This is a genomic window from Streptomyces sp. NPDC004732 (genome assembly GCF_040609235.1).
Classification (GTDB): Bacteria; Actinomycetota; Actinomycetes; order Streptomycetales; family Streptomycetaceae; genus Streptomyces.
Genome location: NZ_JBEXJR010000010.1, coordinates 114,720 through 128,294, shown reverse-complemented (window position 1 = coordinate 128,294; position 13,575 = coordinate 114,720). Strand labels below are relative to the sequence as shown.

12 protein-coding genes and 1 riboswitch are annotated in these 13,575 nt (G+C 70.6%); all 12 genes read left to right on the top strand.

Features of this window, described 5'->3' with window-relative positions; translation table 11 throughout:
* Positions 1 to 73: 73 nt before the first annotated feature.
* The 12 genes from ABZV77_RS29365 to ABZV77_RS29310 all read left to right on the top strand — a co-directional run bounded on the left by ABZV77_RS29365 (position 74) and on the right by ABZV77_RS29310 (position 13,386).
* Positions 74 to 661, top strand: coding sequence for a hypothetical protein (locus ABZV77_RS29365; RefSeq protein ID WP_356263032.1), 588 nt, complete (start codon positions 74 to 76; stop codon positions 659 to 661).
* The gene (locus ABZV77_RS29360; protein WP_356263607.1) at positions 658 to 2,211 is read left to right on the top strand and encodes a protein kinase; all 1,554 of its coding nucleotides are present in this window, start codon (positions 658 to 660) and stop codon (positions 2,209 to 2,211) included. The genes ABZV77_RS29365 and ABZV77_RS29360 overlap by 4 nt, the downstream gene beginning before the upstream one ends.
* A gap of 150 nt (positions 2,212 to 2,361) precedes the next feature.
* A complete protein-coding gene (locus ABZV77_RS29355) occupies positions 2,362 to 3,036 on the top strand; it encodes a SurA N-terminal domain-containing protein (protein WP_356263029.1) in 675 nt (224 codons plus the stop codon).
* A gap of 61 nt (positions 3,037 to 3,097) precedes the next feature.
* Positions 3,098 to 4,117 carry a nucleoside triphosphate pyrophosphohydrolase gene (locus ABZV77_RS29350; RefSeq protein WP_356263026.1) on the top strand — a complete coding sequence of 340 codons (1,020 nt, stop codon included), beginning with the start codon at positions 3,098 to 3,100 and terminating at the stop codon, positions 4,115 to 4,117.
* Positions 4,118 to 4,295: 178 nt separating this feature from the next.
* The gene (locus ABZV77_RS29345) at positions 4,296 to 5,588 is read left to right on the top strand and encodes a cytochrome P450 (RefSeq protein ID WP_356263024.1); all 1,293 of its coding nucleotides are present in this window, start codon (positions 4,296 to 4,298) and stop codon (positions 5,586 to 5,588) included.
* A gap of 138 nt (positions 5,589 to 5,726) precedes the next feature.
* Positions 5,727 to 6,818, top strand: coding sequence for a transglycosylase family protein (locus ABZV77_RS29340; RefSeq protein ID WP_356263022.1), 1,092 nt, complete (start codon positions 5,727 to 5,729; stop codon positions 6,816 to 6,818).
* A gap of 194 nt (positions 6,819 to 7,012) precedes the next feature.
* Positions 7,013 to 7,159, top strand: a riboswitch (cyclic di-AMP (ydaO/yuaA leader).
* A gap of 4 nt (positions 7,160 to 7,163) precedes the next feature.
* A complete protein-coding gene (locus ABZV77_RS29335) occupies positions 7,164 to 7,874 on the top strand; it encodes a transglycosylase family protein (protein WP_356263021.1) in 711 nt (236 codons plus the stop codon).
* Between the two features lie 305 nt (positions 7,875 to 8,179).
* Positions 8,180 to 9,472 carry a phosphopyruvate hydratase gene (gene eno / locus ABZV77_RS29330; protein ID WP_356263018.1) on the top strand — a complete coding sequence of 431 codons (1,293 nt, stop codon included), beginning with the start codon at positions 8,180 to 8,182 and terminating at the stop codon, positions 9,470 to 9,472.
* A 143-nt stretch (positions 9,473 to 9,615) separates the two neighbouring features.
* Positions 9,616 to 10,095: a septum formation initiator family protein gene (locus tag ABZV77_RS29325; RefSeq protein WP_356263016.1), complete on the top strand. Its 480-nt coding sequence runs from the start codon at positions 9,616 to 9,618 to the stop codon at positions 10,093 to 10,095.
* Positions 10,096 to 10,116: 21 nt separating this feature from the next.
* On the top strand, positions 10,117 to 10,650 hold the full coding sequence (locus ABZV77_RS29320; protein ID WP_356263014.1) for a DUF501 domain-containing protein: 534 nt from the start codon (positions 10,117 to 10,119) through the stop codon (positions 10,648 to 10,650).
* On the top strand, positions 10,647 to 11,588 hold the full coding sequence (locus ABZV77_RS29315) for a Ppx/GppA phosphatase family protein (RefSeq protein WP_356263011.1): 942 nt from the start codon (positions 10,647 to 10,649) through the stop codon (positions 11,586 to 11,588). Before ABZV77_RS29320 ends, ABZV77_RS29315 begins: the two co-directional genes overlap by 4 nt.
* A 397-nt stretch (positions 11,589 to 11,985) precedes the next feature.
* Entirely contained in the window at positions 11,986 to 13,386 is a 1,401-nt protein-coding gene (locus ABZV77_RS29310) for an NAD(P)/FAD-dependent oxidoreductase (protein ID WP_356263009.1), read from the top strand.
* The last annotated feature ends 189 nt before the right edge of the window (positions 13,387 to 13,575 follow it).

Here is a 13,575-nt window from a genome sequence, read left to right as displayed (position 1 = left end):
CGGGATCCGTCGTCGCAGTCGGCCTATACGCTCGAACCCTCATCCGTTCGTTCATCAGGCACCAGGAGCAGCCATGCACGGCTACGGCTACGCGCCGCAGCAACCGCCCCCCTCTTCCAGTGGGACGCATGTGACGCTGCGCGTGTTGTTCGTGGTGCTCACGGTGCTCACGTGCGGCCTGCTTGCGTGGGCCGCGATGCTGCGGCTGGCCCTGGTGACCCGCAAGGCGTACAACTGGTTCCTCTTCGCCCTCGTGACGGCGCTCGACGTGCTGGCCGTCGCCCTCATGGGCGTCGACCCGGGCCAGGACGAATTCCAGGGTCCGGGCAGCGCGGGCATGGTGGTCATGCTCTGCACGATGGTGGCCGCCGTCGCCTATTACCTGTACGGGGACATCCGGCACTTCAGCCCGTACCGGCAGCAGCAGCTTCAGCAGCAGCCGCAGTACGTGGGCTACGTACCGCCGCAGGCGATGGCGCAGACGAGGCCGGAGGCCTCGTACGGGTACCCGCAGCAGTCCACGCCCATGCCCATGCCCACGCCCGCTCCCGCCCCGGCCCCCACCCCTGCCCCCGCTCCCGCTCCCGCCCGCATAGACCAGGTCCGGGCCGAGCTCGACGAGCTGAGCGACTACCTGCGCAAGCAGGAAGGCGGCAGCTGACCGTGCGCGTCGTCGCGGGACGCTACGAACTCTCCACGCTCATCGGCCAGGGCGGCATGGGCCAGGTCTGGACGGCCTACGACCAGCAGCTCGACCGCCGCGTCGCCGTGAAGCTGCTCCGCCCCGACCGGGTCGCGGGCGCCCAGGCCGAGGAGCTGCGCCGCCGCTTCGTGCGCGAGTGCCGTGTCACCGCGCAGGTCGACCACCCCGGCCTGGTCACCGTGCACGACGCGGGCACCGAGCCCGCCGAGGACGGGGCCCTCTACCTCGTCATGCAGTACGTCGACGGCGCGGACCTCGGCGACCACCTCGCCGAGCACGACCCCTACCCCTGGCAGTGGGCCGTCGCGGTCGCCGCCCAGCTGTGCGCCGTGCTCTCCGCCGTCCACGCCGTGCCGATCGTGCACCGCGACCTCAAGCCGCGGAATGTCATGGTCAAGCAGGACGGCACCCTCAGCATCCTCGACCTCGGCATCGCCTCCGTGATGGACACGGACACCACCCGCCTCACCCACACCGGTTCACCGATCGGCAGCCCCGCCTACATGGCGCCGGAACAGGCGATGGGCGGCGCGGTCGGCCCCTACACCGACCTGTACGCGCTCGGCGTGCTGATGCACGAACTCCTCAGCGGCGACGTGCCGTTCTCCGGATCCACCGCGCTCGGCGTCCTCCACCGCCACCTCTACGAGCCGCCGCTGCCGGTCCGCCGCCTGCGCCCCGAAGTGCCCGAGGCCCTGGAATCCCTCGTACTGCGGCTGCTCGCCAAGGACCCCCAGCACCGCCACGGCAGCGCCCAAGAGGTCTACGAGGAACTGGCGCCGCTGCTGCCCGCCCGCGGCATCCCCTCGGGCCGCCCGCTCGACCCCACCCGCCCCTTCCTGCGGCCGCACGCGCCGTGGCCGGACCGCGCGGCGACACCCGCGCCCGCCCCCGACCTGCCGCCGCGGCCGTCGTGGTCGCCCGGGACCGCGGGAGCACCGCCCCAGCCGGACCTCGCCCAGGCCGTCGAGGACGTCAAGCGGCTCCTCGGCGAGGGCCGCATCACCCAGGCCGTGGACATCCTCGGCGCGATCCTCCCGGCCGCCGCCGCCAAGCACGGCGAGCACTCGCCGGTCGTCCGCACCCTGCGCAAGCAGTACGCGGCGACGCTCATGGACGACGGCCAGTACCGCCGCGCCCTGCCCGAGCTGCGGCGCCTGGCCGACGAGCGCGCCGCCGAGTCGGGCCAGGCCGACCCGCACTCGCTCCAGTTCCGGTACGAGGCCGCACAGTGCCTTGAGCAGCTCGGCGAACCGGCGGCCGCGCTCGCCGAGTACCGCTCCCTGCTCCCCTATTACGAGAACCACTACGCGACGGACGACCGCCGCCACTCCCTGGAGATCCGTCGCCGCATCGGCCATCTGCTCCTCGCCCTCGGCGACCGGACCGCCGCCCACGACACGCTGGCGCGGCTGCTGCACGACGCGGAGCGGCTGCACGGGCCGGGGCATCCGTTCCCCGCTGAGGTCATGCGGACCCTGCAGTGGCTCGGACAAGTGCGCGGCTGACGCCCGTACGGCGCGCTGCAGGGTGCCCCAACTCCCGGGAAATCGTTGGTCGAATAGGTGTCGAATGGCTGGCCGGGACGACGGCCACTGCCTACCATCGATCACCGCAAGACTTTGTGCACCGCCGCACAATCTCCACGGGAGGCTTCCTTGCACCGCCGTCGTCGCACAGCGCTCATCCTCTCCGCGGCCGCGATCGCCGCGGCCCCCCTCCTCACCGCCTGCGGCAGCAACGCGCACCCAGGTGCCGCGGCCGTCGTCGGCGGCGACCGCATCACGGTCGCGCAGCTGGAGGGCCGGGTGAACGAGGTGCGGGACGCGCAGCGGTCGGCCATCCCGGACGACGCGCAGTACTCGCAGGCCATCGCCAAGTCCGGCGGCCTCACCCGCAGCACGCTCCACACGATGGTCCTGGACAAGGTCCTGCACCGCGCGGCCACCGACGCCGGGGTGGACGTCACGCGCCGCGACATCCAGACCATGCGGACGGGACTGGAGCAGCAGGCGGGCGGCAAGAAGGCCCTTGAGCAGGGCTGGCTGCAGCAGTACAACGTCGCCCCGGCCCGCCTGGAGGGCAGCCTGCGCACGGAGATCGAGGCGCAGAAGCTCTCGGCGAAGCTGGGCGCGGACATGAACTCGCCGCAGGGCCAGGCGGTCTTCTGGAAGGCCCTGTCGGCCGCGTCGAAGAAGCTCGACATCGACCTGAACCCGCGGTACGGCACGTGGGACGTCGACAAGAACAAGCGCACGGACGCCAAGACGCCGTGGGTGCGCCAGGTCACCGAGGCCGGGGCCGGGTCGGGCGCGGCGGAACAGCCGGCGTAGCAGGGCGGCGAAGGCGTCGCAGGGCCGGGGCGCTGTCAGTGGGCTGGGTTACGTTCGACAGGTGAACCAGACCGAGACCCCGCCCCCGGCCGACTCCGCAGACTCCGCCGACGAGCCCGTCGGCCGCGTCATCCTGCTGACCACCAGCCACCGGGTCGCGCCCGGCCTCCTGTCCTGGCCCGCCTGGCAGGCGCTGCACGACGCCGACGAGGTGCTGTGCGCCGACGCCACGCATCCGCAGCTGCCGTATCTGCGGGAGGCGGGCGTGCGGGTCGAGCAGGCGGAGCCCACCGCGCAGGAGCTGGTCGACGCCTGCGCGGGCGGCCGCACGGTCCTGGTCGTCGCCACGGCCGAGGGCGACCGCCAGCTCACGGACGGCCTGGCCCGGCTCGCGGGTTCGGGCCGCGTCGCCATGCCGGACCTGGAGCTCCTCCCCGCTTCGTACGACTTGCCGGGCGCGCGCCTGCTCGACCTGGTCCAGGTGATGGACCGGATCCGCGAGGAGTGCCCGTGGTCCTCCCAGCAGACCCACAAGGGCCTCGCGAAGTACGCGATCGAGGAGGCGTACGAACTCGTCGAGGCGATCGAGGACGGCGACAGGGAGGAGCTGCGCGAGGAGCTCGGCGACGTCCTGCTCCAGGTCGTCTTCCACGCGAGGATCGCGGAGGAGGCGTCCGGCGAGAGCGGTGACGAGGTGTTCTCCATCGACGACGTCGCGGGCGCCATCGTCGAGAAGCTGATCCACCGCCACCCGCACGTCTTCGGCGACGACTCGGCGCAGACCCCCGAGGACGTACGTGAGCACTGGCTCCGCACGAAGGCGGAGGAGAAGCGGCGCACATCCCTCACCGAGGGCATCCCCCTGGGCCAGCCCGCCCTGGCCCTGGCGGCCAAGCTCTCCTCCCGCGCCCGCACGGCGGGACTCACGGTGCGGCCCCCCACGGGGGAGGGCATCGGCTACGACCTCCTCACCCTGGCCCTGCGGGCCGAGGCGGAGGGCGTGGACCCGGAGGCAGCACTGAGGTCGGCGTCCCGCGCCTACCGCGACGCAATCCTCGCAACGGAGACCGCGGACGAGTAGGGGCCGCCTTCAGCGGCCCGTACAGGGGCGCGGGGAACTGCGCGCCCAGCCACAACGAACCCGCACCCGAAAGGGGACCGGTCAACCCCAGGGGCGCGGGGAACTGCGCGACCAGCCACAAAGCACCCGCACCCCGCGCACGACCGAGGCACCCCCCACCCCCGGATACCGTCGACCTATGCAAGACCAGCCGCCGCCCCCGCCCAAGGCCCAGGGGCCAGACCCCGCCCAGGGACCAGAACTCTTCACCTGGGAGTTCGCCTCCGACCCCTACCCCGCATACGCCTGGCTCCGCACGCACGAGCCCGTACGCAGGCAGCGGCTGCCCAGCGGGGTCGAGGCATGGCTGGTCACCCGGTACGCGGACGCCAAGCAGGCCCTCGCCGACCAGCGGCTCAGCAAGAACCCGGCCCACCACGACGAGCCCGCGCACGCGAAGAGCAAGACCGGGATCCCGGGCGAGCGAAGCGCCAACCTCATGACGCATCTGCTCAACATCGACCCGCCGGACCACACCCGGCTGCGCCGCCTCGTCTCCAAGGCCTTCACGCCACGCCGAGTCGCGGAATTCGCCCCCCGGGTACAGGAGCTGACGGACCAGCTCATCGACACGTTCGTGGCAGAGGGCAGTGCCGACCTCATCCACGAGTTCGCCTTCCCCCTCCCCATCTACGCCATCTGCGACCTGCTCGGCGTCCCCCGCGAGGACCAGGACGACTTCCGCGACTGGGCGGGCATGATGATCCGGCACGGGGGAGGGCCGCGGGGCGGCGTGGCCCGGTCGGTGAAGAAGATGCGGGGCTACCTCGCCGAGCTGATCCACCGGAAGCGCCTGGAGCCGGGCGACGACCTCATCTCCGGTCTCATCAAGGCCTCCGACCACGGCGAGCACCTCACCGAGAACGAGGCCGCAGCCATGGCCTTCATCCTTCTCTTCGCCGGGTTCGAGACCACGGTCAATCTGATCGGCAACGGGCTGTACGCGCTCCTCACCCACCCCGAGCAGCGCGCGCGGTTCCAGCAGGCGCTGGCGGAGGGTGACACCGGGCTCCTGGAGACCGGCATCGAGGAACTGCTCCGTTACGACGGGCCCGTCGAGCTCGCCACGTGGCGGTTCGCGACGGAGGCGCTCACCATCGGCGGGCAGGACATCGCCGCCGGAGACCCCGTCCTCGTCGTGCTCGCCGCCGCCGACCGCGACCCCGCCCGGTTCGAGAATCCAGACACGCTCGACCTTTCCCGGAGTGACAACCAACACCTCGGATACGGGCACGGAATCCACTACTGCCTGGGCGCTCCGCTCGCCCGTCTGGAGGGCCTGACCGCCCTCACGACGCTGCTGCGGCGCCTTCCCGACCTGCAACTCGCGGCGGAACCGGATGATTTGCGGTGGCGTGGCGGGCTGATCATGCGGGGACTGCGCACGCTGCCCGTGAAGTTCACAACCGCACAGACAACGGTGTCCGACTGACGGCCCGTCACGACTGTGATGTTCACGTGATCTCCGCTGCATCGACTTGTGACAAGCGTTCGACTGCGACTACGTTCACGACGACTTGAGCGCCCCCGGCGCTCAAGTCGTCGCTGCAGTCTCGTGAAAGGCACCCGCATGCTCTCCGGCTCTGGTCGTCACCGACGCCCCCGCCAAGCCCCGGCCATCATCGTCGCGGCAGGAGTCACCGGATCAGCCATCGCCATCCCGCTGCTCGGCGCCACGAGCGCGAGCGCCGCCGACACCACGACGTGGGAGAAGCTCGCCGAGTGCGAGAGCGGCGGCGCGTGGAGCGCCAACCCCGGCAGCGGTTACTACGGAGGCCTCCAGCTCTCCCAGGACAACTGGGAGGCGTACGGCGGCCTCGACTACGCGCCGAGCGCCGACCAGGCGAGCCGCTCGCAGCAGATCGCCGTCGCCGAGCAGATCCTCGACGACCAGGGCACCGCCGCCTGGCCGAGCTGCGCCCCGATCGCGGGCCTCACCCAGGACGGCGCCGCTGCCGACGTCGACCCGGGCGCCCCGGTCACGCCGAAGCCCTCCGAGCCGTCCGGCTCGACAGACCCCGACGGCTCTGACGGCTCCAAGGGCGACAAGGACTCGGACAAGGGCTCGGGCAAGGGCTCGGACGACGACTCCGGCAAGGACTCCGACAAGGACTCCGGCAAGGGTAAGGACAAGGGCGAGGAGACCGGTGAGCCCTCGGACTCCGCCGACCCGTCCGACGGCCCGGAGGAGCCCTCCAGCGGCGCCGACGACTCCCGAGACAAGAATCACGACGAGTCCGGCGAAAAGGACCACAAGGACGACAAGGGTGAAGCTGGCGGCAAGGCCGACGGCAAGAAGGACGACTCCGGCAAGTCGGGCGAGGACGACGCCACTTCGCCCACGCCCGAGAAGTCGACCGACCCCGCCGACGAGGCGGACGGCTCCGACGACTCCGCGGGCCGCCACCGCGGCGACCGCGCGGACGAGAGCGAGGGCGCCGACGGCCGCTCCGGACGGCACGCCTCGCGCGGCGAGAACCGCTCCGGCGGAGTCGCCGACGGCGCCTACACGGTGCGCTCCGGAGACAGCCTCTCGGTCATCGCGGACGACCTCGGCGTCGACGGCGGATGGCACGAGCTCTACAGCGAGAACAAGAAGACCGTCGGGGGCGACCCGGACCTCATCCTCCCCGGTCAGAGCCTCGATCTGGGCGAAAAGTAACGGAAGTTGACGAAGAGTCGGGCGGGGGCTTCGCGTCGTATGTCTGGTTTGGCGCAAGTGAGAGATGGGTCTCAGAAGCCCTGATCGTCTTTGAAATTCCGGCGATCGCGTGTCTACGGTCGTCACCGCTCGCCACTGGTGGGCCCCGCCGGTCGGTACGCCGAATCCTGCCAACGGCCGGACGGGAACAGTCGTCGCTTTGAGCGCCGTAGGCAGGAGCGGGGGACCCAAGGTAAGTGCCGGAAACGGCTAGGGGTGAAGCCGCGCTCAAGGAGCGCGGCCGGGCAACCACATCGGCCCGAACCCGACAGCTCACCTCGCAGGCGTCGGTGAGGGGATCAACTCATGCTGCTTTCCGGCAAGGGCAAGCACCGCCGCCCGTCCAAGGCCACCCGTGTCGCCACGCTCGTCGGCGTGACCGGTGCGGCCGTCGCCGCCCCGCTGATGGCGGCCGGTTCGGCCAACGCCGCCACCGGTGCCGAGTGGGACGCCGTCGCCCAGTGCGAGTCCGGCGGCAACTGGTCCATCAACACCGGCAACGGTTACCAGGGCGGCGTGCAGTTCTCGCCGTCCACCTGGGCCGCGTACGGCGGTACGAAGTACGCGCCGACCGCCGACAAGGCCTCCAAGGCCCAGCAGATCGAGATCGCCGAGAAGGTCCTCGCGGGCCAGGGCAAGGGTGCCTGGCCGAGCTGTGGCGTCGGCCTCTCGGGCGCCTCGCCCAGCAGCGGCGGCGGCTCGCAGGAGCAGGCCCCGCAGCAGCAGCAGGCCGCGCCCAAGCCGCAGCAGACGCAGCAGCAGGCCCCGCAGCAGCAGGCCGCGCCGAAGCCGCAGCCCAAGCCGCAGACCGAGACCAAGAAGACCGTCGAGACCCCGACCGGCAAGACGGTCAAGAAGGGCGACGGCGAGTACAAGGTCAAGACGGGCGACACCCTGTCCAAGATCGCCGAGGCCAAGCACGTCAAGGGCGGCTGGCACAAGGTCTACAAGCTCAACGGCGACATCATCGACAACGCCGACATGATCTACCCGGGCCAGCAGCTCCACCTGAGCTGACCCCACCCGGTAGCGGCCGTGCCTCGGCGGACGCACGGCCGTACCCCCGTCCCCACGGGCTCCCCGCCCCGGTGCGCGTATCCCCCGTACGCACCGGGGCGGGGCCATGTCTGCCCCCGCGTCGGCCCTCCGCTGTTCGCTACTAGCGAGTAGAAAACGTGGCCTTACGCCCGGTTTCCAAGGTATTTGGGCCCTCGTCCGTCCCAGGGGACGGGCGGTCGGCTGGCCGAAGGCCCGGAGCCCGTTAGGCTCAGGAGACGCAGGGCCGACGCGGCCCGCGTAAATGCGTCACATCCCAGAAGGAGATGCTCGTGCCGTCCATCGACGTCGTCGTAGCCCGGGAAATCCTGGACTCCCGAGGCAACCCCACGGTCGAGGTCGAGGTCGGCCTCGACGACGGCAGCACCGGTCGTGCCGCCGTTCCGTCCGGTGCCTCCACCGGTGCTTTCGAGGCCATCGAACTCCGTGACGGTGACCCCAACCGTTACATGGGCAAGGGTGTCGAGAAGGCCGTCCTCGCCGTCATCGAGCAGATCGGCCCGGAGCTCGTCGGCTACGACGCCACCGAGCAGCGCCTGATCGACCAGGCCATGTTCGACCTGGACGCCACCGACAACAAGGGCTCGCTCGGCGCCAACGCCATCCTCGGCGTCTCGCTCGCCGTCGCGCACGCCGCCTCCGAGGCCAGCGACCTGCCGCTGTTCCGCTACCTCGGCGGCCCGAACGCGCACCTGCTGCCCGTCCCGATGATGAACATCCTGAACGGCGGGTCGCACGCCGACTCGAACGTCGACATCCAGGAATTCATGATCGCCCCGATCGGCGCGGAGTCCTTCTCCGAGGCCCTTCGCTGGGGCGCCGAGGTCTACCACACCCTCAAGAAGGTGCTGAAGACCAAGGGCCTGTCCACGGGCCTCGGCGACGAGGGCGGCTTCGCCCCGAACCTGGACTCCAACCGCGCCGCGCTCGACCTCATCATCGAGGCCATCAAGCAGGCCGGTTACGTCCCCGGCGAGCAGATCGGCCTCGCGCTCGACGTCGCCGCGTCCGAGTTCTACAAGGACGGCAAGTACGAGTTCGAGGGCAAGTCCCGCTCGGCCGCCGAGATGACCGAGTACTACGAGGAGCTCGTCTCCGCGTACCCGCTGGTCTCCATCGAGGACCCGCTGTACGAGGACGACTGGGCCGGCTGGAACGTCATCACCGAGCGCCTGGGCGACAAGGTCCAGATCGTCGGCGACGACCTCTTCGTCACCAACCCGGAGCGCCTGGCCCGCGGCATCGAGGAGGGCTCCGCCAACGCCCTGCTCGTCAAGGTCAACCAGATCGGTTCGCTGACCGAGACCCTGGACGCCGTCGAGATGGCCCAGCGCAACGGCTTCAAGTGCATGATGTCGCACCGCTCCGGCGAGACCGAGGACGTCACCATCGCCGACCTCGCGGTCGCGGTGAACTGCGGTCAGATCAAGACCGGCGCCCCGGCCCGCTCGGACCGCGTCGCCAAGTACAACCAGCTCCTGCGCATCGAGGAGATCCTCGACGACGCGGCGGTCTACGCCGGTCGCTCGGCCTTCCCGCGGTTCCGCTCTGCGGACTAACAAGCACAGCAAGGGCTGAGCTTCGCCACCTGACTGAGCAGGCAGCTCTCCCAGGCACGTAGTTACGTACGTCCCCGCATCCGGTCCCGTACCGTGTGCGGGGACGTACGCACGTATACGCGCAGCTCTGGGGAGGCGGAACCATGGCCAAGGCCGGGACCAAGGACCGGTTCTCCACCGCGACCCGCCTGCGGCTGCTCGGCGAGCAGACCGCGGAGCGCGTCTACCGCTCCCAGACCAAGCGGCAGGCGCGCCGCTCCCGGCTCACCGGCCGTGCCGCGCTCCTCGCGCTCGTGCTCTGCTCGCTGGTCGTCGCGCTCGCGTATCCGATAAGGCAGTACGTCTCGCAGCGCGCCGAGATCGACGACCTGCGCAGGCAGCAGGCCGAGCACCGCGCGGACGTCGAGAAGCTGCGCGACGAGAAGGCCCGCTGGCAGGACGACGCGTATGCCGAGCAGCGCGTCCGCGACCGCCTGCACTACGTGATGCCCGGCGAGACCGGGTTCACGGTGATCGACCCCGCGGCGGCGAAGAGCCGCCGTGCGGACCAGGGGGCGGCGACGCGCCCCTGGTACTCGAACGTCTGGGACGGCGTCGACAAGGCCGACCGCCCCGACGACTGACCACTGACACGAAAGACAGGCATGGAAACGCCCCCGCCGAGCACCCCGCGCACCGAGCCCACCGACGCCGACGTCGAGGCCTTCAAGCAGCAGCTCGGCCGCCCGCCGCGCGGCCTGCGGGCCATCGCGCACCGCTGCCCCTGCGGACAGCCGGACGTCGTCGAGACGGCGCCGCGCCTCCCGGACGGGACGCCCTTCCCCACGACGTACTACCTGACGTGCCCGCGGGCCGCCTCCGCGATCGGCACGCTCGAGGCCAACGGCGTGATGAAGGAGATGTCGGAGCGGCTCACGACGGACGAGGAGCTGGCGAAGCAGTACCGCGCCGCGCACGAGGACTACATCGAGCGCCGCGACGCCATCGAGGTCCTTGAGGGCTTCCCGAGCGCGGGCGGCATGCCGGACCGCGTGAAGTGCCTGCACGTGCTGGTCGGCCACTCCCTGGCCGCGGGCCCCGGTGTGAACCCGCTGGGCGACGAGGCCATCGCGATGCTGCCGGAGTGGTGGGCGAAGGGCCCGTGCGTCACGCCGTGCGCCACCGAGGGTGCCGAGTGACCCGGGTCGCCGCCATCGACTGCGGCACGAACTCCATCAGGCTCCTCGTCGCGGACGCCGACCCGGAGACCGGCGAGCTGGTCGACCTCGACCGGCGGATGACGATCGTCCGCCTGGGCCAGGGGGTGGACAGGACGGGCCGCCTCGCCCAGGAGGCCCTGGACCGCACCTTCGCGGCCTGCCGTGAGTACGCCGCGGTCATCAAGGAGCACGGCGCCGAGCGCATCCGCTTCGTCGCCACGTCCGCGTCCCGCGACGCCGAGAACCGCGACGACTTCGTCCGGGGCGTCCTGGACATCCTGGGCGTCGAGCCGGAAGTCATCACCGGCGACCAGGAGGCGGAGTTCTCCTTCACCGGCGCGACCAAGGAACTGACGGGCCGCGACGACCTGGCCAAGCCCTATCTCGTCGTGGACATCGGCGGCGGCTCCACGGAGTTCGTGGTCGGCACGGACCGGGTGGAGGCCGCCCGCTCGGTCGACGTCGGCTGCGTCCGCATGACCGAGCGGCACCTCGTACGCGACGGAGTGGTCACCGACCCGCCGGAGCCCGGCCAGCTCGACGCGATCCGCACGGACATCGAGGCCGCCCTGGACCTCGCCGAACGCACCGTCCCGCTCAAGGAGGCCCGCACGCTGGTGGGCCTCGCGGGCTCGGTCACCACGATCGCGGCAATCGCCCTCGACCTCGACGCGTACGACTCCCAGGCGATCCACCACGCCCGCATCCCGTACGACCAGGTCAACGCCATCGTGGACCACCTGACCCACGCCACGCACGCGGAGCGCGCCGCCATCCCGGTGATGCACCCGGGCCGCGCCGACGTCATCGCGTCGGGCGCCCTCGTGCTGCTCGCGATCATGGACAGGGTCGGCGCCCGGGAGGTCGTGGTGAGCGAGCACGACATCCTGGACGGCATCGGCTGGTCCATCGCCTGAGCGCGTCCTGTAGCGTCTGAGCGGTCGGCAGGGGGGTCGGAAGGCTCTCCGGCGACACTCCGTCGGGAAACTTCGTGAAGTTCTTCACAAGGAAAACGGCCCTGATGGACGAGGTTCGTCGGTGGTGGGCCGCCTAAAGGGGGCATTCCGAAGGGCCGGGCTCGTTTCGGGGATGCTTCGTGCGGGTGGCGCGCGTGTGACGCGGGGGCCCGGTTCGGTCGGGGCGGGGCCTCGGAGTGCAGCTCACAAGGGGTGCACAACGACTCGCGTGACACCGTGGTTCCCCACGGGCACCATGACCTGGGTCACGTGGGCGGCGAAGTGTAGCAGAGGCCCTTGGCATGCTTGTGAAGGGGCGCACGAGCGACCCCCGGCGGGCAGGTGGATACTCGATGGCATGAGCACCACGGAGCGTCCCAGGATCCTCGTAGTAGGCGGTGGGTACGTAGGCCTGTACGCAGCTCGGCGCATTCTCAAGAAGATGCGCTTCGGAGAGGCGACCGTCACGGTCGTCGACCCCCGGTCGTACATGACCTACCAGCCTTTCCTCCCCGAAGCCGCCGCCGGCAGCATCTCGCCTCGGCACGTCGTCGTACCGCTGCGACGCGTACTCCCGAGGGCCGAGGTCCTCACCGGCCGGGTCACCACCATCGACCAGGACCGCAAGGTAGCCACGATCGCGCCGCTCGTCGGCGAGGCGTACGAGCTGCCTTTCGACTACCTCGTCATCGCGATGGGCGCGGTCTCCCGCACCTTCCCGATCCCCGGCCTCGCCGAGCAGGGCATCGGCATGAAGGGCATCGAGGAGGCCATCGGCCTGCGCAACCACGTCCTCGAGCAGCTCGACAAGGCTGACTCCACGACGGACGAAGAGGTCCGCCGCAAGGCACTCACCTTCGTCTTCGTCGGCGGTGGCTTCGCGGGTGCGGAGACCATCGGCGAGGTCGAGGACATGGCCCGCGACGCGGCCAAGTACTACAACAACGTGAAGCGCGAGGACATGCGCTTCGTGCTGGTCGACGTCGCCGACAAGATCCTTCCCGAGGTGGGCCCGAAGCTGGGCGCCTACGGCAAGGAGCACCTTGAGGGCCGCGGCGTCGAGGTCTACCTGAAGACCGGCATGGACTCCTGCGTGGACGGCCACGTGGTCCTCAACAACGGCCTCGAGGTCGACTCCAACACCATCGTGTGGACCGCGGGCGTCAAGCCCAACCCGGCGCTGTCCCGCTTCGGTTTGCCGCTCGGCCCCCGTGGCCACGTCGACACCCAGACGACCCTCCAGGTCCAGGGCACCGACTACATCTGGGCCGCGGGCGACAACGCCCAGGTGCCGGACATGGTCGGCCGCAAGGCGGGCAACGAGAACGCCTGGTGCCCGCCGAACGCCCAGCACGCGCTGCGTCAGGCCAGGGTCCTCGGCGACAACGTGATCTCCGGCATGCGGGGCTTCCCGCAGAAGGAGTACAGCCACGCCAACAAGGGTGCGGTCGCCGGTCTCGGCCTGCACAAGGGCGTCGCGATGATCGTCATGGGCAAGATGAAGATCAAGCTCAAGGGCCGTCTCGCCTGGTACATGCACCGCGCGTACCACGGCATGGCGATGCCGACGTTCAACCGCAAGATCCGCGTCTTCGCGGACTGGACGCTGGGCATGTTCCTCAAGCGCGAGGTCGTCTCGCTCGGCGCCATGGAGACGCCGCGCGAGGAGTTCTACGAGGCGGCCAAGCCCGCCCCGAAGCCCGCCGCCAAGGCCGAGCCGACGGCCGCCCCCGTCGAGGAGAAGGCCAAGGCTTCCTGAGGTCCTCAGTACGAACCTGAAGGGGTCGCTCGCCATCCGTGGTGCGAGTGGCCCCTTCGGGCTTTTCTCCGCCGCGCAACCAACCGCACGACCGGCCGAATAACTAGGTGCCCCCCGCATCTATTTTGCCTTTCCGTGACGCGGCAACGGGACTGCGCACGGCGCCCTTTGGTGTTTACGTGGTGTTGG

Coding starts and splice junctions, on each gene's coding strand:
- ABZV77_RS29365 (WP_356263032.1), top strand. CDS start 74: ATGCACGGCTACGGCTACGCGCCGCAGCAACCGCCCCCCTCTTCCAGT.
- ABZV77_RS29345 (WP_356263024.1), top strand. CDS start 4,296: ATGCAAGACCAGCCGCCGCCCCCGCCCAAGGCCCAGGGGCCAGACCCC.
- ABZV77_RS29340 (WP_356263022.1), top strand. CDS start 5,727: ATGCTCTCCGGCTCTGGTCGTCACCGACGCCCCCGCCAAGCCCCGGCC.
- ABZV77_RS29335 (WP_356263021.1), top strand. CDS start 7,164: ATGCTGCTTTCCGGCAAGGGCAAGCACCGCCGCCCGTCCAAGGCCACC.
- eno (WP_356263018.1), top strand. CDS start 8,180: ATGCTCGTGCCGTCCATCGACGTCGTCGTAGCCCGGGAAATCCTGGAC.
- ABZV77_RS29325 (WP_356263016.1), top strand. CDS start 9,616: ATGGCCAAGGCCGGGACCAAGGACCGGTTCTCCACCGCGACCCGCCTG.
- ABZV77_RS29320 (WP_356263014.1), top strand. CDS start 10,117: ATGGAAACGCCCCCGCCGAGCACCCCGCGCACCGAGCCCACCGACGCC.
- ABZV77_RS29310 (WP_356263009.1), top strand. CDS start 11,986: ATGAGCACCACGGAGCGTCCCAGGATCCTCGTAGTAGGCGGTGGGTAC.